Source organism: Streptomyces sp. NBC_00457 (assembly GCF_036014015.1).
Lineage (GTDB): Bacteria > Actinomycetota > Actinomycetes > Streptomycetales > Streptomycetaceae > Streptomyces.
This window is the reverse complement of record NZ_CP107905.1, coordinates 57,596-78,444: the sequence shown is the minus strand read 5'-3', so window position 1 is coordinate 78,444 and position 20,849 is coordinate 57,596. Positions and strand designations below refer to the sequence as shown.

Sequence of the window (20,849 nt, the reverse complement as noted above, 5' to 3'; positions counted from 1 at the left end):
CCACTCAGCGGGACATGACCCATCCGATCTCGTCTACTTGACGGGTTGGATGGCCATGTACGAGAAGGCTCACGGCCTTGGACAGCGGTACTACCGCCAGGCCCTCGGCCTGGCCAGGGCGGGCAGCGACGAGGTCACCTACTGCCGGACCCTGCGCGGCATGGCCCTTCAGGCCGCCAACCTGAAGCACGCGAACAAGGCCCTCGAACTTGCCGATTCGGCTGCAGAAGCCGCACCTCAAGCCGGACCCCGACTGCAAGCCTTCCTGCGCGGGCAACAGGCGCATGGGGCCGCCCTGGTGGGGGACCGGCGGCTAGCCTTCGCGCGACTCCGAGAGACGGAAGACGCTCTGGCGAAGGCTGACAACAGGCGGGACGCTGTGGGCGGTTACGACCGGGCAGCGTATGAGTTCCACCGATCGAGCGTCCTGTACGCCCTCGGCGACGTGCCGGGTTCCATCGAGGCCATGAGGGCATCGAACCGCGCACGGCCCCCGATGGAGAAACAAGGCAGCGCGCACGCGAACGGCCTACTTGCGCAACGACAGTTGGAAATCGGGCACCTCGAAGCGGCATGCGAGACGTGGGGCTTGTTCCTCGACGACTACGCGGCCTTGTCGTCCGCGCGGGCAGACGAGCACTTTGGCATCATGCGCCGACGCATCCGGCCCTACCTGGGCAACCCGAGGGCGCGAGAGTTGAACGAGCGAGCGCGCGAGCTTGCTCGACAGAAGGCGGCTGCGTAGATCGCAAGCGTTTAAACGCCCTCCGTGGCCTGCCGACTTGGGGAAACGAGCCACTGCAGGCGCGTGTAAACGCCCAACGGGCCGAACACCACACCTGGCCCCAGCCCACCCACACCGGCACCCGCGCAGTCCGCATCCAACGACCCGAACCCCTCAACCACGTAAAGCAACCCGGGTCTCCGACTGGGTGTCCAGCAACCCCAGAACTCGCCGCCGTACCACGCGCTGTGCGCAGCCGTCGCATGACCCAGACAACATCACCAGTAGAGTCACGGCATTGGTACTAGGGCGCCTTGCTCAGCACGGTGATGACGAAACCGGCCAAAGACACCAGGAACGCGACTGCCGCCCAGCGCAGTACCCGGGCGGCGGAGCGCAGTCGGACGTAGCGGAGGCGGTGCTGGCGGATGCCGATCCAGAGTTCGACCTGTGCGGCTTCGAGCATCGCCGCATAGCCCTGGTCGGCGACGGCCGTCCTGAACGCGGCATATGTCTTCAACTCCCGCACCGTGTCTGACGGGTTGAAGGTCAGGGCGAGGGGCAGGTCGTGGCCGTCGGTGAAGGTCTCCCTGCTGGCCTTCGGGGTGACGAGGACGCCGGTGGCGAAGATAAGGGACAGGACAACGAGTCCGATGCTGGTCAGCAGGCCCGCGCCGAAGAGCAGGGCCACAGTAGTGTCGAGCGGGGGATCTGTCCCGTCGATGAGGCGTACCAGGACGACTGCATTTCCTGCCGACAGGATCGCGCCTGCGCTGAGTACGACTGACGCGCGGGATGCTGTGGAGGCGCGGAGCCGGTCGTACCGGTCAAGATGCCATCGTAAGAGAGCCAACTTCTCGCTGGGCTGCGGCATTTGCTCCCCTGAACCATTTCCGCGTCGCGTCGGTCGCGTCATGCGTTCCTCCTGCTGGGAGACCGCCGAGGGATGACGGTAGATCACGCCGAGCCGATTGTCAGGGGGCAGGGGGGTCGCGATACTCGGAGCCCTTGGGACGAGATCTTCAGACCGAGGGGGGCCGGTCCATGGTCAGGACCGACAGAATCGGCAGGCTCCAGGGGGGCGAGCGCTGGCGCTCGGAACACGGAGGCGACGACGAAGAGTTCCGTCACGTCATCCGGCAGCTTGAGTCCTGGCTCCATGATCAGACCTTCAACCTGCGCTACCAGCGCTCACTCTCCGGCGGGGGCAGCGGGGCCTACGTCGCCGTCGTGCACCGCACACCGCACCGGCAGCCGCGAAAATGGGATCGCCTGATCGTCAAGCTGGTGCCGCCTGATGATGCGCATGTGGAGACCAACAACGTTCGGGACGCCATGGGTTCGGGCCCTGAGGCCTTTCGCTCGGCTCATCTCGTGGAGCTGGAGGAGCCATCCGGCAGGCTGGCGGGCGAGGGATCGTGGTGGATCCACCTGCAACGGGTGGTGCTGGGCGATCTCACCCTTGAAAGGGCGCCCAGGCTCGTTGACCTCGTCGATGACGAGGAGTTCGACAGGTACTGCGCCACCCTCGTGACAGCGATCATCACTGAGTGGGGTTTGGGTTCAGACCCAGTGGACGAAATCCCCAGCAGGTTCCTCGAGAGATTCCTCGGCCAACGACTCGAGGACCCTGCCGTCCGCGCGTTCTTGTCCGAAGAGGGCATCGACACCGTCGCGCCGGCGGAACTGATCAGGATTCCCGGGCGGCAGACTCCGCTTCCCAATCCGTTCGCACTTCTCAAGGGGGCGAAACAGGACTGGCAGGCGTCCGTCCCCGTGTTCCTCGGCAGCAGCCACGGGGACCTGCACGTGCGCAACGTACTGCTGCCGAGAACGGAGGCTGGGCAGGTTGAGGAGCACGCATTCCAGCTCATCGATCTGGGCCGGTACTCGACCACTGGGCCGCTCTCGCTCGACCCCATGAGGCTCCTGCTGTCCATCGCCGCCGAGTGGTTGCCGTCTCTCGTGCCGCATTCCGCGATCCGCAGCGGGCTCGCCGAACTGATGGTGGCCCCCGGACGTTGTGCAGCATCGCCGCCCATGGTCGGGTACCGGACCGTCGCAAAGGCCATTCACACCGCGGCGGAGGACGGGTCAGCGCAGCACGGTGATCGCGAAGCGTGGAAGAAACAGAACCATCTCGTCCTTGTCGGATGCGCGTTGCGTTTCTTCGCCCGTCCTGGCATGGCTCACCATGACCGCTGGTGGTTCCTGGAAGTGGCTGCCCTTGCGACCCGCGCCTTCGTAGGCGGCACGGGCACGCCGAAAGAAGACTGGACCACATCTCCAACCGAGGCCTGCGCAACAGGCCGTGCCCCACTGGGCAAGGGCGAGCCAAAGACAGCGGTCTCCGACCGCCTGGCCGAAGTCATCCCGCTCACTCCGCCACCACCAGATAACCAAGCCGCGGCAGAACTGGCCGCACTCGTACGTGAAATCGAGCGCCTCCCGCACGACGCGTCCGCCGCGCGGCTGGGCTTCATGGCAGTGAGCCTGCGCCGGCAAGCCGAGGATCTTGCGGATGCTCTCACCGATCGACGCGCCACACTGCTGCGCAACCAACTGAGAGATGCCGGCGCCCTGTTGTCCCAGTTCGGCGATGCCTCATCGCCCGGCGAAACGCTTCGCCGCGTGCAGCAGGCCGGAAGACGACTGCGCATATACGGGCAGCGTTTGTGGCCGGACGAGGTTGGCTGACGTCATCCCACAGGGCGCGCAACATGGCCACCGGTGAAGTCCCGCTGTCTCAGTTCCTTGAGGGCCAACTGAGAGAGGTGGAGGAGGCACTCGACAACCTCGGATCTGCCATGCGCGCACGGGATTACCAAGTACTGCTCGATGGTGTTCAGGCGGCCGCTCACATGCTCGACGAGTGGCGTCAAGAATTGGAGGAGCGGCTGAGACAGGAGTCGAGATCCAAGAGCTGGGACGGAACGGCGGCTGAGCGGCTGGAGAAACTGCGCACGATGATAAAAGGGGGAATCAGACCAAAGCTCCGTACACTGCTGAGCATCGCTGGCATGGCTCAGGCAGGACGCCATGGAGTAACCGGGTCACAGCTGGTGAATGCCGACTTTCGCAAGATCGGTGCGGAGATCGTCGTAGCCGAGGACGCTGTTGAGACAGAGATGGAGCACATACGCGACAGCCTTGAGGAGGCGCTCGACAGTGTGAGGGACGCTCCGGAGACAGAGCGTCCCCCTGGCGGCCGCGAGAGCCGGGCGTCGACCGCCCGACGCGCTGAAGTCCGCCTCCTGCTGCCGCCTGAACGCGACGAGAGTGCGTGAGCCTTCGTGCTCGAAACGACGCTGATCAGCCTGATGCCGCGGAGGACCGCCCACCCGGGCGCCGTGCGCTGGCGGGTTTCCCTATGCGCCTGGCCGGCGGCCCGCATATGCAACAGGACGTGGTAGGCGTCGGTGCACTGCGCCCCGCGGTACGGCCGCGGGCGCGCACGGTGGTCATGCCAGGTCCGTCAGGTTGTGAAGGTCCCCGCGGATGAGGGTGTCGCGGTCCGCCGCACTCAGCCAGTGGGCCCGGGAGCCGTGGTGGTCCTTTTCGACCCACAGCACGTCGTGCACGGTCTCGGCGACCGGGCGCAGATGGCTGATGACGGCCAGCAGCTTGTCGCTGCCGACATGGGTGCGCAGGACCTGCAGGGCGCTGTCGAGGGAGGCGGTGTCCAGAGTGCCGAAGCCTTCGTCGAGGAAGAGGCTCTCCAGGCGGGTGCGGCTGCGGCCGTGCATCTCCATCAGAGCGAGGGAGAGGGCGAGTGAGGCCTGGAAGGTCTCCCCTCCGGAGAGGGTGCGCGAGCTGCGGCGGGCGTGGCTGGCGAGGTTGACGATGTCGAAGTTGGCGGCGAAGTCCAGCCGGCCGCCGGAGAGCTGTTGCAGCTGTGGACGATCGCGTAATTGGTTCTGGCCGCGATTCCGTGAATCCCCAGGTCGTCGTGCGACTGCGGGAACGTTTCTCGTGGGGATTGCCCAGGTATGGGGGCCGTGGCGATCGAGGATGTGCTGTTTCCCGGGATCGATGTGCGTGTCACCGCGGTGCACGTCACTGCGGAGAGAGTCTCTGTCGAGGCGTCGTCGTGCGGGCGGTCACCAGTCTGTCCGGACTGCGGCTAGCCCGGACGTCGCGTGCACTCTCGGTATGTGCGGCGGGTAGCTGAACGCCCTGTGATGGGGCGGACGTTGGCGATCTGGCTCAGCGTGCGCCGGTTCTTCTGCGACCGGGCCTCATGCCGTCGGAGGACATTCGTCGAGCAGGTCCCGGATCTGAGCGAGCGGTACCGTCGCCACAGCGTTGGCCTTCGGCGATGGATGCGGAGCATCGCGACGTTCCTGGGCGGCCGTCCCGGTGAACGCCTGTGCCGGGTCCTCCAGTTGCCTACCGGCCGTACCCACCTGCTGGGGCTACTCACGGCCCCGGTGGCGCCCGAACAGGCGCCTCGGGTGCTGGGAGTCGACGAGTTCGCCTTCCGGAAGGGCTGGCGTTACGGCACTGTCCTGGTCGACATTGAGGCGGCCCGGGTGGTGGACGTCCTGCCCGACCGGGACGCGGCGACCTTCGCCGCCTGGCTGCGCGAACACTCCGGCGCGGAGATCATCTGCAGGGACCGGGCCAGCGCCTACTCCAGCGCTGTGCGCGAAGCCGCGTCAGGCGCCCAAGAGGTCGCCGACCGCGGGCATTTGCTCAACAACCTCTCCTCCGCGGTCGAGAAGACGTGCCACCAGCACCGCTCCTGCCTGCGCAAACAGGCCGAAGGCGACCGCATTGCAGAGCCCCGGCGGATCATCAATCCCCTGCCTCCGCCGACTCTGCCACCCACGAAGATCGCTGTCCGCACCGTCGACCGTTACTCAGACATCCACCGTCTGCTCGGGCAAGAATGGTCCGTCTCCGAGATCTCCCGCCGCCTGCACCTGGACCGCAAGACCGTCCGCCACTTCCGCGACACCGGCCTCGACGAGCTGCTGGCTTCCGCCCGGATGGGGCGTCCCAAGGGCGTGCTGGAGCCCTTCACCGAGTACCTGACCGAGCGGTTCACCAGCGGCGTGACCAGCCCGACCGACCTCTACCGCGAGGTCCGGGAACGCGGCTACCAGGGCAGCGACTTGCCCGTGCGCCGCTACGCCGCCGGCCTTCGAACCGGCACCGTCGAACCCGCCCGCGGCGCTATCCCAAGCCCACGCAAGATCACCAAATGGATCATGCTGCCCCGCGGCACCCTGGAGCGCCACGAGGAAGACGAACTCCTGAGGGTTCGCCTGGCCTGCCCCGACATCGCCCGAGCCTGCGACCTTGCCCGCACCTTCCATGACCTGCTCCAACACCGCCGTGGCCATCAGCTGTTGGCGTGGGTTCGCGAGGTCGAACGAGACGCACCCGCCCCCGTCCTCGCTTTCGCGCAGGGCCTGTGCCTCGACCTCGATGCCGTCACCGCCGGCCTCACCCTCCCGTGGAGTTCGGGAATTCCCCATCATCGGCAGCTTGAGCGTCACGTTATTCCCCGCTGGGGCAACGTTTCCGTTGGTGCGGGTGAGTGGGCCGATGGGTTCGATGTCCTCATGGCGCTTGACCACCTGCGGGGCGGTGACGGTGCACTACGGGTGGCTGGGCATGCAAGGCTCCTACTTCTGCGGGGCGATGCCCAAGGAGCGGATGAGTTGGGCCAGTTCTTCGCGGAACAACTTCTCCGGGCTGAGGGCCTGCGCCTGTAGGTGGCCGTAGATCTCCAGTGACACCAGGCCGTGCAGGTGGCTCCAGATGCGCAGGGCCAGGGCCACGGCGGCCGGGGGCAGCTCGGGGAAGGCCGGGCGGACTTTGTCCAGTAGACCTGGGTCGAAGTCGGACCAGTCGAAGTCGCTGTCCGCGTAACGGAGTTCGGCCTGTGGCCAGGCGGCGGCCGCGAGGGCGGTGATCCCGGTGCAGACGCGGTGGGCGGCGTCCGGTGCGGCGCCCCCCTCGGGGGGCTGGTAGCCGGGGACGGGATCGCCGTAGATGAGGCGGAAGCCCTCGGGATTGGCCAGCGCCCAGTCCCTGAAGGCGCAGGCCCATGCCTGGATCCGGGTGGCCGGGTCATGCGCGGGGGCGGCCTCCCAAGCCGCGTCCACGGTGTCGGCCAGCGAGGTGTAGACGTTGTTGATCAGCGTGGTGACCAGGTCGTCACGAGTGGCGAAGTATCCGTAGATGGCGTTGGCCGTCATGCCCATCTCGCGCGCGATGGCCCTCAGGGTGATCGCGTTGGGCCCGCCCGAAGCCATCAGCTCCAGCGCGACCTTCTTGATCTCGGCGGTCGTCTCGGCGCGCAGCCGCTCGCGGCGCCCCTTGATGCTTCCCACGCTTCCCATGGCCGCTCACTCTACAGCGTCACAAACTTGAGCGCCGTATTTTTACTTCATGGCGTATAGTTTCCGCGTGCCGTGCAGTATGGTCAGCGGAACCTACCCAGGGGAGAGCTCATGCACCTAGGAGTCATCGGGGCCACGGGCACCATCGGCAGTCGTGTCGTCACCGAAGCCCTCGGCCGGGGCCACCAGGTCACGGCCTTCAGCCGCGACGCCACCCGGATCGAGGAGAACCGGAAGGACATCACCTGGAAGAGCCTCAACGTCCTTGATGCCGATGCAGTCGCCGCTGCCATACCCGGCCTCGACGTACTGATCAGCGGATTCCAGCCCGGAAACGCAGCCCAGGACATCGCTGACACCGTGGCCCGCTCCATCGCCGATCCCACGGTCTACGCCACGGCCGCGCAGGCACTCCTGAAGGCGCTGGAGACCCACTCCCGGACACGGCTCATCGTCATCGGCGGCGCCGGCAGCCTGGAGATCGAACCCGGAGTCGTACGAGCCGACTCCGACGAACTCCTGAACGAAGCCCTTGACGCGATCGGCCTGCCTCGGGAGTACGCCGCCGCAGTACGCGGCCACCGGGACGCCCTGAACGTCCTTCGCCTCTCCAACCGGCTATGGACCTACTTCAGCCCCGCGGAGGACATCGCACCCGGGGAACGTACGGGCCGGTTCCGCGTCGGCAGTGACCAGACGATCCTCGACGCGGACGGACGCAGCCGCATCTCCGCGGAGGACGCAGCCGTCGCCCTCGTCGACGAGGCGGAACTACCTCGCTTCGTCCAACGCCGCTTCACTGTCGGCTACTGAGCACCCCAGCGCACCAACCCCCAGCCATCGGATGGCCCTGAGAGTGTGTCACTACGTCTGCCGAGACCATTGCCCACGGAAGCGACTCCGGGATCCCCATGGGGAAGTTCATGAACTGTCCCATGGGGAATATCGTGACCGTTCACAACCGAGGCACTCGCAACACGATTCATCCCCTTCACGTCTCTCCCCACCGCTCCTCTGGACCCGTCCCGACCGACACATGGGGCAACTCCTCACCGCAGAACGGTGAGGAGCTGCGCAGGGTTGAGCCGCCTCAACGGCATCGGCTCAGTAGGAACCGTTGGCCTGCCAGAACAGCCAGGCATCGCACGGACTGCCATAGCGGTCGTTCATGTAGTTCAGGCCCCACTTGATCTGCGTGGCCGGATTGGTCTGCCAGTCGGCTCCGGCAGACGACATCTTGGAGCCGGGATAGGCCTGTACGAGACCGTAGGCCCCGGAAGAGGGGTTGACCGCCTTGTAATTCCAGCCGGACTCGTGGTCCACGATGTTGCTGAAGCACTGGAACTGATCGCTGGGCACCATCTGCTGCGCGATAGCCCGGACCTGGGCAGTGGTGTACGAGGACTGCGTCGCGAGGCTGGAGTTGTCCGTCGCCGAGGAGTCCGTCGACGATCGACTGGCCTTCTGCCGCGCCTCCTGGCGCTCCTTGGCGTCATTGAGGGCCTGCTGCTTGGCTGCCTGCTGCTTGGCGATCGCGGCCTTCGCGGCCTGCTTGCGGGCCGACTCCGCCGCGGTCTTCCTTGCGCTGTTGTCCGCGGCGATGGCCTGCGAGTCGGCCTGCTGAGCCAGAGCGGCCGTCTGCACCTGAACTTGCTGCCCCGCGGGTAAGTCCGCGAGGAGGGTCGAGTTGCTCGCTGTCGTTTCGGTGTCGTTCACCGACTGGCCGGTGCTGCTCTGGGCAGCTCCCGCAACGGCGCCGACAGTGGTGACCGCAGTGGCAGAGGCCACCGCTAATCCCCGCACCAAGTTCCCGCTCACACGGTTTCCTTCCAGCATCGCTAGATCAAAAGTTCGAGCGTCGCAAGATTAAACGGTTGAGCGGCCGAACTGGCGGCAACGACTCCGAGCGTTGCCCGGAAGAAACAGCCGCCAGCGTGGTCGTGACGCCGTTGAGGGCCCCATCGTGACGGCTTGAGATGACCCCGCCTATGGAGGGACGGCTGCAACCGGCCCCACCGGACTCGTGCTGTGGCTCGCGGTGGCTGCTTCGTACCGTCATTGATCTTCACCTTGATGCAGCCGATGCGCAGGCGGCGTGCGCTCGCGGACCTACCGTTGCGTGCTGGTGCGGTGGTGGGTGAGAGCTTGCCAGCGTCGTTCGAAGTCGTCGGCTTCGTGGGTGAGGTGATCGGTGGTGATGGTTTTGTTGTACTGACCGGTGATCCCGCGGGCTGCGCATTCCTGGGCGATGGCGTTGAGCGAGGGCTGTGGGCCGTGCGCCCGGTGCTGGGCCCAGACGTTGTACAGGCGGAAGGGCAGGAGGTAGCGGCGCAGGTTGGCGGGGCTGACCGGTTTTCGGCCGCGGCCGTACATGCCCTTCGCGGCGAGAGCGGCGGACAGCTGCTCGGCCGTGGGCTCCTCGCCCTGCCCGGCCTGGCACTCCATCCATACGAGGTAGTAGCGGTCGACGGTGGTGAGGGCCGCTCGTTTCGTGGCTACGTCGTCGTGGCCTGGCAGCGGAGCATCGATGGGGGTGTTCACCTGCAGGCCGCGCCGCTCCGTGGCGGCTTGCGCGCCCATACCGGCGGGTGCCGCCTCGGGATGCTCCTCCTGCGGGAGTTCGTCGGCGGCCTGCCCGCCGGGATCGGCGGCAGCCTCATCGGCGGGTGATCCGATGCCGGTGAACTCGCGCTCCTTGCCGCTCATGACGAAGTCTGCCTGTGGTTCTTCAGAGACGGCGATCTCTTCGGTCTGAGGAACAGCGCGCCGTGGGAGTACCCGGAGCAGGGGCTGGGTCTGTTCCTCGGAGAGCGGGGCACCGGCTGCGGTGGAGATGCCGTACGCGTCGCGGAGCCAGAGGGCCCACTGCGCGGCGGTCGGCTCGACGTGGAACTGCGCAATGTACGCCTGGTAGGACTCGGCGAACCGGTCGACGGCGTCCTCGGTCGACTCCTGAGGGGCAGGTGACCGCTTGGGCGCGGAGGCTGGGACGTGTCGCGGCCTTGCTCCGTCCGGCTTGGTCATTTGCTGGTCAGGGACCGCCGGTGTCTCGAGGGAGGCGTGTTCTGGCGGGGTGGAGGCGCCGGCGCGCTCGGCAGGGGGTCGGAAAGTCGGTGCGAGGCCTGCTGCAGCCAGTCCTGCGGGGGCTGTGTCTGCCAGGGGGACGCCGTACTTGGCGAGGCGTAGGGGCATCAGGGACTCGACCGGGGCCTTGCGGCGCCAGCCGCGGCCGAAGCGGGAGCGGAGGCGGGCCTGGTAGACGAGACGTTCCTGCTCGAGCTTGATGACCTGGTCGTAGGAGCGGAGCTCCCAGAGCTTCATACGGCGCCAGAGGAGGAACGTGGGCACGGGGGCCAGGAGCCAGCGCGTCATGCGGACCCCCTCCATGTGCTTGTCCGCCGTGATGTCCGCTATGCGGCCGATCGCGTGGCGGGCGGCCTCGACCGAGACCACGAACAGGACCGGGATCACCGCGTGCATGCCCACACCCAGCGGGTCCGGCCAGGCCGCCGCGCCGTTGAAGGCGATCGTCGCCACCGTCAGCACCCACGCCGTCTGGCGCAGGAGCGGGAAGGGTATGCGTATCCACGTGAGGAGCAGATCCAGGGCGAGCAGGACGCAGATGCCCGCGTCGATGCCGATCGGGAAGACGTAACTGAAGTCCCCGAAGCCCTTCTGGAGGGCCAGTTCGCGGACAGCGGCGTACGAACCCGCGAAACCGATGCCGGCGATGACGACGGCACCGAAGACGACCACGCCGATCAGAACCCGGTGCGTCCGTGTCAGCTGCACCGGCGCGGCCACCCGTACCCCTCTCCCACTACGTGCTGTACGTCGTGGTCGTCTCTTTCCGGCTGCGTGCGGGCAGCGGATCGTCCCCTGTTCGTCATTCATCTGCCCTGGGCTCGTGCAGGAGAGGTCCGGGTGAGGAGGGCGCGAATGAGGTCCTCGGTCTCCGTCTCGAGTGAGCAGTCCAGTGCCCGGTTGACCTGTTGGACGCGGGTGATTGCGGTGTGCAGCCCCTGCCGGTTCCCGGCAGCATGCTCGATCCGGAGCCAGTCCCGATACAGCAGTTCCGCCGTGTCGTCGACGTCGAGACCGGTCGCGACGGCCCGGCGGGCCGCGCTGAGGTCACGGTGGGGGCCGGCGGGGGTGCGGTAGGTGGCCACGGTGTGCGCGACGTCGATGATCCGCGTGATCATTTCCTGCTGGTAGGGCTCGGCCCAGGGCAGGGGTTTGCCGCCGAACGGTTTGCCGCGCACCAGAGTCAGCGCCCTCTCCAGGTCGGTGAGGCCTGACGGACCCATCGGCAGGGCCCTTTCGACGAGCTGCAGGAAGCGGATCCAGTCGCAGTGCACGCCGGGGGCGAGCCGGTAGGGGTCCTCGCCGGTTTTGCGGCGCGGTACGTAGGGGCTGCCGGCCGGATCGTTGCCCAGGGAGCGACGCAGGCCCTGCAGCCGGGCGTTGAGGGTGCTCGCCGTCCAGGGGCTGAGAGGGTCCATGTCGGCGCACAGTACGTCGGAGCTTCGCCCGGGTCGGAAGAACAGCAACGCGGCGAGCTGCGCCATCCGCGGGCCGTGGCCGGTGCTGTCCACGTCCGTCACCTCGACGGGGCCCAGCACGCGGATCTCCGGGGCGTGCAGGTCGTGCGCTTCGCACTCCTCTGCCTCCGCCGCCGTGGGTTCTTCGGCGGAGTCCTCCTGGTCGTCCGCCTCGGCGGCTTCCGCGGCCGCCGGGGGTGCGGGGGCCGGAGGCGCTGTTGCTTCGACGACTGCGTCGGGTTCGTCGGCAGGCATGGTCGACGACGCGGCGGAGGACAGGAGGCGGAGCCCGGACGGATCGGTGGTGGCGGCGAGCAAGGCCGGGAAGACCTCGCCGCTCGGGTCCGCCGACGCCGTCGCGCGACTGGTGGCAGCGGCGGCGGGCGCGGTGGACTCCTCCGGGACGGTCTGCTCGGGCTGCTGCAGGCTGTCGGGCTCGTCCGGGACGTCCTGCCAGGGGCCTTCGGCCGGGTGGGACGGCTGTCCGGACACCCTCAGGGCCGTGGTGATCTGCAGGTAGGCGGCGTGCTCCAGGCGCTGCACCGTGATGTCGGTGCCGGCGTAGTCGAGGCTTTGCGGTTCGCTGAGGGAGGCGTTGAGGATCTCCGCCTCGGGGAAGTGCGCGGCCGCCGTGCTCGCCGGGGCGATCAGCGTGACGGGGACCGTGCCCGCCTTGTCGATGACGTCGGCGAACTGCCAGGCCGTGTCCGTGTCCAGAGAGGACGCGCACAGCAGCAGATACGGCTGATGCTGGGTTTCGGGCATCTGGTGCGCTTCCAGCAGCCGTTCGCTCAGATCGCGCAGCGCGTGCGCGGCCTGCCGCATGTGGGCGATCCGCGCGGTGGGCAGCAACTGCGGCAGGTCCTCGCCGAACCCGACGGTGACGACTTCGATGTCGCCCGCCCACGGGCTCATCGCGAGCTCCAGGGCGAGCGAGGTGCACACCTCGGTGATGTGAAGCGGGTTGCCGTCCAGCAGCAGTGCGGGAAGTTGCGCGAGGTTGAGCAGCAGGAGGTCATCCGCCGCGGTGCGGCCGATCGTGACCAGCCCGGGATACGGCGCGGGCACCTCGCGGGCGGTCTCTTCGTCCAGGAGCACGGCATCGGCGGGCAGGACCCACCATCCGCCCTGCCCGGAGACGAAGGGCGCCTGCGGCTCGTGAGCGAGGTCCTCGGGCAGCACCTCCACCGTGCGGGCGCCGATCCGGGCCGCCCGCAACGGCGGCAGGAACACGGTGTCCTTCTCCTGCTGGGCCGCGTGGTGGGCCAGGGTCCGCAGCGCCGCGTCCGGGCGGGTTGCGCCGTCCGGCTCGGCGGCCGCCGCCAACTGCGCCTCTGCCGTGGACGTTTCCGAGGCGATGGCGATCGTCTCGCCGGGCTTGCGGCGGCGGCGCTGCAGTGTCCGGCGCAGGGCGAGGGCACCGGTGACGGCGGCGGCCAGCAGTGCGCTGGCGCCGAGCACGGTGCGCAGGTTCAGGTGGCTGTTGGCCGGAGCCGATGCTGGGGTCTCGGACGCCGTGGTGGCGGGGGAGGAGGCCACGGTGCCGGACGGTGCAGCTGGCGCCGACCGTGCGGGGGCAGATGATGCGGCACTGGGGTCGGGCGTCACGGCGGCGGCCGGAGCGGAAGGGGAGAGCTGTTCCTGCCCGGGCTGCTGGGCGGGGCGACTGGCCGGCGTGTCGGGGGCCGACGACTGCGGTGCAGGCGCGGTGCTCTGGCTCGGCGCGGGTGCCTGATCCGTGCCCGCGCCCGGCTGCTGTGTGTCGTCGGGCTTCTGGGCGGCCGGGGGAGTGGTCTCCTGGCTGCCCGGCTCATCACCCAGGTCACGGCCCTGGCCCAGCTGGTCGGACTGGGCTCCGGGCACAATGACCTGCTGCCCCGCGTAGATGACATCCGGGTCGGAGATGGCGGGCAGGCCGTGCGGCTGCGGCTTGCCCCGGCTGGCCTCGAACAGCTTCGGCCACTCGCTGCCGTCGCCGAGCTCCTCCTCTGCGATCTTCGACAGGTAGTCGCCCGAGTGGACCGTGACGGCGTGCCCGCTTGCGTCGGCAGCCGGGGTGCTGTCATCCAGCTGCGTACGAACTCCTCCCGCGGCTGTGGCGGTTGAGGGCATCTGAAGCTGCCAGCCGGGCTGCAGAAAGCCGTTGGCGTGGAAGACCTGGCCGTCGACCATGGGGCGGCCCTCGTTCAGGTCGGCGATCTCCCGCCACCGCTCGCCGTTGCCCAACTCCCGCTCGGCGATGCCCCACAGGCTCTCCGCTGGCCGCGTCTCGCGCACCGTGTACGTCGTGCGGGAGGCTGGCGTGCTCGCCGTCGATGCGGAGCTGGTGTCTGCCTCGGTCGTCTCTTGTGCTTGGGCTTGCCCGGGGACGTGGGTGGCGCTGACGGCTGGTGCGGCCTGGGCGGGGGAGGACGCAAGGGCCGAACTCGTCGGCAGGAGGACCAGGATGCTCCCGATCAGCGCGGCCGCGGCCCGCTGCGAGGAGCCCAGCCCCCGCGGTGCGTGCCAACTCCGGCCGCGCAACTGCGCGACCAGCTCCCGGATCGCGCAGAACGCGAACTGCCCCCAGCCGATCCACCCCACCACGATGAGCAGCATCAGGAAGGCTGCGCCGGTGTCCTGCCGGTCCAGCAGATGGGCCAGGTCGTCGCGGCCGGCATCCCAGACCACCGGACTGGCCCAGGCCAGCACGAGCGGCAGCCCGGCGACCGCGCCGGTCAGGACGAGCAGGCTGCACACGGCCTTGAGCACCCTGGCCAGGGTGCGACCTCGGGCGGCGGGGGAGTGGCTGGTGCGCATCATGGTCCTTAGGGAGCGGCGACGCCGTGCAGGAGGGTGGCCGTGGCGTGACCGGTCACCGGCATCGAGCCGACCCCGACCACGGGCAGGAACTTCGTGTCGTACGAGCCGTTGACGGTCACGGTGAGCGTTTTGCCGTCGGCGGACACGGCCACTGTGCCCGCAGCGTCGACGGAGCGCAGGTACGCCTGGGCTGCGGCCTGCGCATCCTGCGGATCGACGACGATCGCCTCGCCGGTGATGGCCTGGGCAGGGTCGATGGCCTGCCCACCCGCCCGGGCGGCCTCCCCCGCGACGAAGTCGGCTCGTTCGGTGGCGCGCATCTTGCCACCGCCGTCGACGGCCACGCCGACGATGCCGATCAGCGCGACCACGCACACCGCGACGAACACCGTGACCCCACCACGGTCGTCGAACCCGATGCGGGTGCGCCCCCGTACCTGCTGCAAGATCATCAGTTCCCCCGCTGCCGGTACTGGTCCACTACCGAGGTCGCGGTGGACTCCAAGGTGCGAGCCCCGGGCACGCCGGGTAGCAGGAGGTCGGACAGATTGACCGTGCAGTTCACGGTCACGGTGACGGTCCCTACCTGCCCGACGGGCACGTTGAGCCCGCCCGTGTTCACGGTGATGCTGCTGGAGGCGCACTTGATGCCCTGGTCGGTCAGTGACTCGTTCGCGGCCGAATGGGCTGCGTCCTGGGCGGCGGCCACGGTGCGGTGAATGGAGGCCTCTCGTGCGGCGTCCTCGGCCGCGGCGTTGATCTTCGCGCCGGAGGTGATGAGGCGGCCGCCGGCGATCGCCATACACACGAACATGATCAGCGCAGGGAAGATGATGGCCGCTTCGATCGCCACGCTGCCCGCATCCCCTTGGGCCACCCCCCACCGGGTCCTTGGCACGACGTTCACTCTCCCGGGGTCGTCCAGCGCTCCACGGCGCCGGAGGCCGACTGGCTGACCTGCAGGCCGTCGACGCCCGGGATCATCGACTGGGCCGTCCCAGTCACCTGGATCCGCACCCGCTCGGCGGTGCTGCCGGCCGTGGAGACGCCGGGGTTGATCAGGCTGTCCCCCGCCACGCGGCCCAGCACATCGCGGGCCCGGGCCGCGCCGTCGGCCGGGGTGGCCTGGTAGGAGCGGGCCGCGGTGGCACCTTCGCGGGCGGCCGTCAGGGCGATCTGCCGCGCGTAGTACCACATGGAGGCCTGGATGACCGCCATGGTGGCGAGCAGCACGAACGGGAAGACGATCGCCATCTGGATGGATGCGTCCCCGCGGTCGTCGCGCCATCGTCGCCCGCGCCACCAGTCCTTAAGCCGGCCGGAGACCATCAGATGCCGGACAGGCTGACGTTGTACTTGTTGATCACGATGGCGATGGTGCCGGCGATCGCCACAGCGCCGGCGACCGCGGCGACCCAGATGATGACGGTGGTGATGCTGATGTCGCCCCGGTCCGGCCGTCGGCCGGCTTCGCCAAGCCCGTCTTCCAGGCGGGACGTCAGCCAGCGGACGGCGCGTAAGCTGCGGGCTGCGGTGTGCTTCATGAGGGGAACCTCCACAGAGTTCGTGCTGTGCGTTGCATCAGTTCGGTCAGACGGTGAGCATGCGGATCACCGCGGGGAACGCCATCAGGAGCATGACCAGCACGGCGAGCAGGGCGCCGGGGGCGGTCATCTTTTCGCTGGCGGCGTTCGCCTCGGCGGCCTGCGCGGCGAGTAGTTCGGTGTTGAGCGCGGCGGTCCGTGCCCGCAGGGCTTTGTAGACGGCGGCGCCGTCGGTGGCCGAGCCGCGCATGATGTCGGCGACGTCCTCCAGGACCGGCAGGTCGTACTCGTGCGCCAGGTCCTCGAGTGCCTGATACGGCGGGATCTTCTCCAGCCGGGCGCGCCGCAGCGCTGCTTGCAGGTAGAGGAAGGGCCAGCCGCGGCCGACCGCGGCGGCCTTCTCCAGGGCCTCGGTTGGGCCCGCGTCCGCGGCCCGCTTGAGCGCCACCAGGTCCAGGTAGGCGGACAGCGCGTGGGCGAACTCCTCCCGGGCCCGCTTGGCCTGGTCCCGCACGACCAGATCGGGGGTGATGAACAGCAGCCCGGCGACGGCGAGCCCGGCGACGGCGGGCACGTAGAACGGCAGGGAAACACCCGCGATGATCCACGGAATGGAGACCAGCACCGGACAGAGCAGGCCGAGCCCGGCGAGCGCGGCCTTCTTCAGCATGAACGCTCCCGGCCCCTGCCCGAGCAGCGCCAGGTTCTTGGCGGGGATACGCACTGCGGGCAGGCGCCCCAGGCGGGTCAGCAGCCACCGGCCCCAGACCTCGTCCCGGTCCAGCTCCGGCTCCGGCTCCGGCATAGTCAACAGGCCCGGGGCACTGCGCTGCAGCGCCGCGGCCAAGGCGGGCTGTGGGCGCAGCAGTTCACGCACCAACAGGGCGACGCCGGCGCCCACTACGCCGCCGGTGACCACTGCAGGCAACAGGTTCACGAGCTCACCCCTTCAACCTCGCGCTCGCCCGGCACATCCGTCTCCACCAAGAGCGCGGGCAGGCGCACCGTGCTGCTTGGATCGGCCTCCAGGAAGCGCGCGATCCGGCGGAAGATGCCCAGCGACCTCATCAGGGCGAGCGTGCCGACGAACCCTGCGGTCAGGACCGCCAGCACCAGCTGCCCGAGTAGCGTGTTGTAGGGGCGGGTGAAGGAGGGCACGAAGAACCCGGCGACGACGATGCCGAGGGTGATGAAGGTCATCCAGCGCACCGTGGTGCGGGACTTGGCCCGGTCGGCCTCGACCTTCCGCTTGCCGGCGACTTCGTCGCGAACGGTCGCGGCGAGGTCCTCCAGTGCCTGGGCCAGGCCCGGGCCGCGGTCGTTGACGGACAGGATGAGCGCGGCCGCCACCTTGTCCGCGGTGATGTCGTCCAGCTCGTCTGCGAAGGCCCGCAACGCTTCCTCGGGCCGCCACCCCAGGCGCAGCCGGTCCGACAGGCCCGCGATCTGCTCGGCGAGCTCCTCCGGTGCCCCCTTCCGGCTGGTGATCATCGCTTGTTCCAGGCCCATGCCCAGTCGCAGCAGCCCGGCCAGGCGCTGCGTCCACTCGCTCAGGGCTTCCAGCTGGCCGATGCGTTCTTGCACGATTTGCGCTGGCGTGATCAGCCACGGCACGCCCACCACGGCTGCGCCGAGCATCGCACCGGCTACGAAGTTTCCCGAGACCAGCCACACCACAACGGACACCACGGCCCCGGCCGCCGCGAGCGTCCGCCGCCGCAGCCGGACATCCTCCGCCTGCCCCGCGCCCAGGACCTTCCACCGCTGCCTCAGCGACGGCCTGCGCGGCGCCGTGGTGCCCACGACGCCTGCCACCACACCGATCAGCCCGCCCATGACAGCCATGCCGCTCAGCAGTGCCAACAACAGCGTCATCGGCCCGCCCCCACCTTCAACGGCAGCGGCGCCGCCCACGCCCCGTACGGGTGCTGCAGCAGCGTGGAGTCGAAGCCGACCCGGCGCAGATCGTCGATGCAGCCCGGGTCCATGCGTGGCACTGCCCGCAGTTCGCCGAACTCCCGGCCGGGGGAGAAGATCTCGTTTGTCGCCGGACGGCCGGACTCGCCGATCCCGGTGAGCTCCAGGACGTGCGAGACGTAGCGGTGGCGGCGGCCGCCGATCTGCGTCTCGTCCGTCATGTCGACGTACACGATGAAGTCGAGACCGTTGGCGGTCTGCCGGTAGGCGAGCTGCTCGGACAGGTTGCCTTGGGCGAGCGCGTACAGCTCGGCGATCCGGTCGAAGATGATGTCGGGGCGACGCGCGTGGATGGTGCACAGGTTGCCGCCCGACCCGTTCGTCAGTGCCTGCATCATGGCGACGACTTCGGGACCACGGACCTCGCCGACCACGATCCGCTCCAGCGACATCCGCAGCGCCGGGTGCATCAGGTCCAGCAGCGTGACCTCACCGGCGCCGCGGCCGGTGACGTCCTTCTCACCGTTGGACTCGCGGCCCACCAGGGAGACGACTTGGCGGTGGTAGCCGTTGGCGTGGGCGAACAGTTCGTCCTCGGTCTGGACGGTGGCGAAGCGGCACTCCGGGTCGAACTCCTTGAGCATCGCCCGCAGCAGCGTGGTCTTCCCGGCCTTCTGCTTCCCCGCGATCATGATGTTCTTCTCGGCGCGTACACAGGCGCCGAGGAACTCCCGCAGGATCGGGTCGATCGTGCCCAGCCGGACCAGGTCGTCGAGATCGGCGTGGGAGACCCGGTGCCGGCGGATGACCGCGTAGGTCATCGGCCCGAGCCCTGTGATCGCCTGGAGGCGGGAGCCGTCCTGCAGCGACAGTGCGAGCGTCGGGTTCGCCGTGGAGATCGTGCGCTCGCTGTGCCCGGAGCCCCGGGCCAACTCCCGCAGCAGCTCCAGCAGTTCCTCCTCGGAATCCGCGATGGGGCCGACCATGCGGCGCTCGCCGTCGCCGTAGTCGAGCCACACCTGGTCCGGGCCCTGGATGATGATGTCCTCAACCCGTTCGTCGTCCAGATACGGCTGCAACCGGCCGGCCCTGAAGAGCAGGTCATAGGCAGCGCGTCGCAGGGCTTCGTCCTCGTGCGGGGCCATCGCCTGGGCGTCCGACCACAGCGCGACCGCCTCGTTGATCCAGTCCAGGCAGCGCTGCTCCTCGCTGGCCCGGTCCACGTCCGGCGTGGTCTTCAGCCACTCCTCGCGCTGTTTGGCGACCTGGGCAGCGATGTGCCGGGCGACCTTGTAATCCACGCTGACCTGCGGAGCCGCGGCGCCGAGCGCGTGCGCACTCGAGGCAGCTCCGGCCGGTGTTCCGTTCGCCGGACGGGGCCAGGCCTGCTGGGGGCGGCCGGGCGGCGGAGCGACGGTCGGATCGGCGTGCAGAGGCCTACCGCGCACGGGTCACCTCCCCCGTGGCAAAGGCGCCGCGCGGATCGAGGCGGGCCCGCCGCATCGCGGCCCGCTGGACCAGCACGCTGCTGGCTGTCCGGGCCGCCTTCATCAGCGGCGACTTGGTGAAGTGACGCGTCTGCTCGGCGCCGTCGGACAGCACGCGGGCATCCTTCGGCGCATACGGCAGGGTCGCCACCACCGGCACCTGCAGAACCCGCTGCACCTCGCCCGCGGGGTAGGGCCCCTCATCGATCACAATCAGCCCGACGTCGCCGACGCGCTCCTCCAGCTCGCTCACCCGGGCCTGAGCGGCCTGCAGGCAGCGCAGAGTGTTGCGGATCACCACCAAAACGGCGTCGGACTGCTCGGCCAGGACACCGGACGGCCCATACGCCCCCCGGCGGCCGAGGTCGATCAGGACGTCGTGGCCGGTTTCGGCATCGATGCCGCGGAACATCTGCGCCAGCACCTTCCACACCGAGCCCAGGCTCGCCGCCTGTGCAGGGTCGGTGATGCCCGGCAGCAGCAACCGGTCGCGCGGCGAGACCTGTTTGCCGTCCTCGCTGCTCAAGTCGATCAGCTGACGCCAGAACGCGTCGCTGAACTCGCCCTTGCGGGCAGCGACCGAGATGTTGCGCAGCCCGTACCGGTCACCGAGCGTGCCCTGCAGCAGACCGTGCAACACAGCCCCGCCGTCCGGGTCGCACTCGGCCAGGATCATCCTCCGGCCCGGCTCCAGCGGCCACGACAACAGCAGAGCGAGCGCGCTCGTGGTCACGCCAGGAGCGCCGCTGCACCCGGCCAGCGCGATGACAGCCATCAGCTGCCGTCCGGGGCCGCGAGGTTCAGGCGCAGGGTGCCGGCCGCCACCCACGCGGCGGCCGTCGGCCCCTCCTGCGCGGTGGTGGCGACGTCGACGACTACGATCCCCGTGCCGGGGGCGGCGCTGGAGGCCTTCACGACCCGTCCGGTGATGGTCTCCCGCAGGGTGCCGGACGTCTTACCTGTGTCCGCCTGGCCCTGGGCCGGGACGTGCACCAGATCCACCTTCTGGCCCGGAATCAGTGCCGTGGCCGGCACCTGCTCCGGCTTCAGCCCGATCGGCACCAACTGCTCACCAGCCTTCACCAGCGAGTCCTTCGTCACCTGGGACGGGGCGAGCAGGGAACCGGGCTTGAGCTCAACAGCGGCCCGCTTCCCCACCATCGAGTCCAGGTCGGTGCCGCGCACCGACTTGACGGCCGGGTCCAGGGCCACCGAAGCCGTGCCCAGGTCGTCTTCGGTCACGACCTGGCCGACCTGGACGGTGCGGACCACGGTTACCACCTCGGTGCGGTGGCCGACCTGCAGCAGCAGGACGGCAACCCCCGCTCCTCCGGCGGCGATCAGAGCCAGTGACAGGGCGATGACACCTGGTCGGCGACGGCGGGCCGACACCCGTGGGGGAGCGACGGGCCCGGCCCCACGTCCCTGGTGGGGGACCCCGTTCGAGCTGACTGCCTCTACACGATCCTGGGTCCTGCTCA

General features: G+C 69.1%; 19 protein-coding genes and 1 pseudogene. 5 read left to right on the top strand and 15 right to left on the bottom strand.

All coding sequences use genetic code 11. From position 1 onward, the window contains the following. Positions 1-22: 22 nt before the first annotated feature. A pseudogene (locus OG828_RS00410) lies at positions 23-745 on the top strand (hypothetical protein); the annotation flags it as partial. 283 nt (positions 746-1,028) lie between these two features. On the opposite strand, the gene OG828_RS00405 reads toward OG828_RS00410, so the two are convergent. After that, on the bottom strand, positions 1,029-1,598 hold the full coding sequence (locus OG828_RS00405; protein WP_328499657.1) for a hypothetical protein: 570 nt from the start codon (positions 1,596-1,598) through the stop codon (positions 1,029-1,031). A gap of 170 nt (positions 1,599-1,768) precedes the next feature. On the opposite strand from OG828_RS00405, the gene OG828_RS00400 reads away from it, so the two are divergent. Further along, positions 1,769-3,421 carry a hypothetical protein gene (locus OG828_RS00400; RefSeq protein ID WP_328499656.1) on the top strand — a complete coding sequence of 551 codons (1,653 nt, stop codon included), beginning with the start codon at positions 1,769-1,771 and terminating at the stop codon, positions 3,419-3,421. A 23-nt stretch (positions 3,422-3,444) separates the two neighbouring features. Further along, the gene (locus OG828_RS00395) at positions 3,445-4,011 is read left to right on the top strand and encodes a hypothetical protein (protein ID WP_328499655.1); all 567 of its coding nucleotides are present in this window, start codon (positions 3,445-3,447) and stop codon (positions 4,009-4,011) included. A 174-nt stretch (positions 4,012-4,185) separates the two neighbouring features. Here the strand turns inward: OG828_RS00395 and OG828_RS00390 are convergent, their stop codons facing one another. Beyond that, complete coding sequence (locus OG828_RS00390) at positions 4,186-4,779, bottom strand: SbcC/MukB-like Walker B domain-containing protein (RefSeq protein WP_328499654.1); 594 nt, start codon at positions 4,777-4,779, stop codon at positions 4,186-4,188. Between the two features lie 84 nt (positions 4,780-4,863). Between OG828_RS00390 and OG828_RS00385 the strand changes: the two genes are divergently transcribed. Next, positions 4,864-6,447: an ISL3 family transposase gene (locus OG828_RS00385; RefSeq protein WP_328499653.1), complete on the top strand. Its 1,584-nt coding sequence runs from the start codon at positions 4,864-4,866 to the stop codon at positions 6,445-6,447. Here OG828_RS00385 and OG828_RS00380 read toward each other — a convergent pair. Next, the gene (locus OG828_RS00380) at positions 6,358-7,077 is read right to left on the bottom strand and encodes a TetR/AcrR family transcriptional regulator (RefSeq protein WP_328499652.1); all 720 of its coding nucleotides are present in this window, start codon (positions 7,075-7,077) and stop codon (positions 6,358-6,360) included. The two genes, OG828_RS00385 and OG828_RS00380, sit on opposite strands and share 90 nt — an antisense overlap. A 111-nt stretch (positions 7,078-7,188) precedes the next feature. On the opposite strand from OG828_RS00380, the gene OG828_RS00375 reads away from it, so the two are divergent. Next, positions 7,189-7,890, top strand: a complete 702-nt coding sequence (locus OG828_RS00375) for an NAD(P)-dependent oxidoreductase (RefSeq protein WP_328499651.1) — start codon at positions 7,189-7,191, stop codon at positions 7,888-7,890. A 291-nt stretch (positions 7,891-8,181) separates the two neighbouring features. Here the strand turns inward: OG828_RS00375 and OG828_RS00370 are convergent, their stop codons facing one another. The 12 genes from OG828_RS00370 to OG828_RS00315 form a co-directional block, all read right to left on the bottom strand. Further along, entirely contained in the window at positions 8,182-8,913 is a 732-nt protein-coding gene (locus OG828_RS00370) for a transglycosylase SLT domain-containing protein (RefSeq protein WP_328499650.1), read from the bottom strand. Positions 8,914-9,186: 273 nt separating this feature from the next. After that, positions 9,187-10,881, bottom strand: coding sequence for a DUF2637 domain-containing protein (locus OG828_RS00365; protein ID WP_328499649.1), 1,695 nt, complete (start codon positions 10,879-10,881; stop codon positions 9,187-9,189). Between the two features lie 86 nt (positions 10,882-10,967). Then, positions 10,968-14,417 (bottom strand): hypothetical protein, encoded by a 3,450-nt coding sequence (locus tag OG828_RS00360; RefSeq protein WP_328504769.1) that lies wholly within the window; start codon positions 14,415-14,417, stop codon positions 10,968-10,970. An 8-nt stretch (positions 14,418-14,425) separates the two neighbouring features. Next, on the bottom strand, positions 14,426-14,872 hold the full coding sequence (locus OG828_RS00355; RefSeq protein WP_328499648.1) for a pilus assembly protein TadG-related protein: 447 nt from the start codon (positions 14,870-14,872) through the stop codon (positions 14,426-14,428). Next, entirely contained in the window at positions 14,872-15,273 is a 402-nt protein-coding gene (locus OG828_RS00350; RefSeq protein WP_328499647.1) for a TadE/TadG family type IV pilus assembly protein, read from the bottom strand. The genes OG828_RS00355 and OG828_RS00350 overlap by 1 nt, the downstream gene beginning before the upstream one ends. A 50-nt stretch (positions 15,274-15,323) precedes the next feature. Then, positions 15,324-15,749 carry a TadE family protein gene (locus OG828_RS00345; protein ID WP_328499646.1) on the bottom strand — a complete coding sequence of 142 codons (426 nt, stop codon included), beginning with the start codon at positions 15,747-15,749 and terminating at the stop codon, positions 15,324-15,326. Continuing rightward, on the bottom strand, positions 15,749-15,964 hold the full coding sequence (locus OG828_RS00340) for a hypothetical protein (RefSeq protein ID WP_328499645.1): 216 nt from the start codon (positions 15,962-15,964) through the stop codon (positions 15,749-15,751). The genes OG828_RS00345 and OG828_RS00340 overlap by 1 nt, the downstream gene beginning before the upstream one ends. A 46-nt stretch (positions 15,965-16,010) precedes the next feature. Continuing rightward, positions 16,011-16,901: a type II secretion system F family protein gene (locus OG828_RS00335; protein ID WP_328499644.1), complete on the bottom strand. Its 891-nt coding sequence runs from the start codon at positions 16,899-16,901 to the stop codon at positions 16,011-16,013. Continuing rightward, complete coding sequence (locus OG828_RS00330) at positions 16,898-17,839, bottom strand: type II secretion system F family protein (protein WP_328504768.1); 942 nt, start codon at positions 17,837-17,839, stop codon at positions 16,898-16,900. Before OG828_RS00330 ends, OG828_RS00335 begins: the two co-directional genes overlap by 4 nt. After that, a complete protein-coding gene (locus OG828_RS00325) occupies positions 17,836-19,329 on the bottom strand; it encodes a CpaF family protein (RefSeq protein ID WP_328499643.1) in 1,494 nt (497 codons plus the stop codon). Before OG828_RS00325 ends, OG828_RS00330 begins: the two co-directional genes overlap by 4 nt. Continuing rightward, complete coding sequence (locus OG828_RS00320) at positions 19,319-20,143, bottom strand: hypothetical protein (protein WP_328499642.1); 825 nt, start codon at positions 20,141-20,143, stop codon at positions 19,319-19,321. The genes OG828_RS00325 and OG828_RS00320 overlap by 11 nt, the downstream gene beginning before the upstream one ends. Beyond that, the gene (locus OG828_RS00315; RefSeq protein ID WP_328499641.1) at positions 20,143-20,760 is read right to left on the bottom strand and encodes an SAF domain-containing protein; all 618 of its coding nucleotides are present in this window, start codon (positions 20,758-20,760) and stop codon (positions 20,143-20,145) included. Before OG828_RS00315 ends, OG828_RS00320 begins: the two co-directional genes overlap by 1 nt. Between the last annotated feature and the right edge of the window lie 89 nt (positions 20,761-20,849).

Bases quoted from the DNA above. Each gene is read 5' to 3' on its own strand.
- OG828_RS00405 (WP_328499657.1), bottom strand. From the start codon at position 1,598: ATGCCGCAGCCCAGCGAGAAGTTGGCTCTCTTACGATGGCATCTTGAC.
- OG828_RS00400 (WP_328499656.1), top strand. From the start codon at position 1,769: ATGGTCAGGACCGACAGAATCGGCAGGCTCCAGGGGGGCGAGCGCTGG.
- OG828_RS00395 (WP_328499655.1), top strand. From the start codon at position 3,445: ATGGCCACCGGTGAAGTCCCGCTGTCTCAGTTCCTTGAGGGCCAACTG.
- OG828_RS00380 (WP_328499652.1), bottom strand. From the start codon at position 7,077: ATGGGAAGCGTGGGAAGCATCAAGGGGCGCCGCGAGCGGCTGCGCGCC.
- OG828_RS00375 (WP_328499651.1), top strand. From the start codon at position 7,189: ATGCACCTAGGAGTCATCGGGGCCACGGGCACCATCGGCAGTCGTGTC.
- OG828_RS00370 (WP_328499650.1), bottom strand. From the start codon at position 8,913: ATGCTGGAAGGAAACCGTGTGAGCGGGAACTTGGTGCGGGGATTAGCG.
- OG828_RS00360 (WP_328504769.1), bottom strand. From the start codon at position 14,417: ATGCGCACCAGCCACTCCCCCGCCGCCCGAGGTCGCACCCTGGCCAGG.
- OG828_RS00355 (WP_328499648.1), bottom strand. From the start codon at position 14,872: ATGATCTTGCAGCAGGTACGGGGGCGCACCCGCATCGGGTTCGACGAC.
- OG828_RS00345 (WP_328499646.1), bottom strand. From the start codon at position 15,749: ATGGTCTCCGGCCGGCTTAAGGACTGGTGGCGCGGGCGACGATGGCGC.
- OG828_RS00340 (WP_328499645.1), bottom strand. From the start codon at position 15,964: ATGAAGCACACCGCAGCCCGCAGCTTACGCGCCGTCCGCTGGCTGACG.
- OG828_RS00330 (WP_328504768.1), bottom strand. From the start codon at position 17,839: ATGACGCTGTTGTTGGCACTGCTGAGCGGCATGGCTGTCATGGGCGGG.
- OG828_RS00320 (WP_328499642.1), bottom strand. From the start codon at position 20,143: ATGGCTGTCATCGCGCTGGCCGGGTGCAGCGGCGCTCCTGGCGTGACC.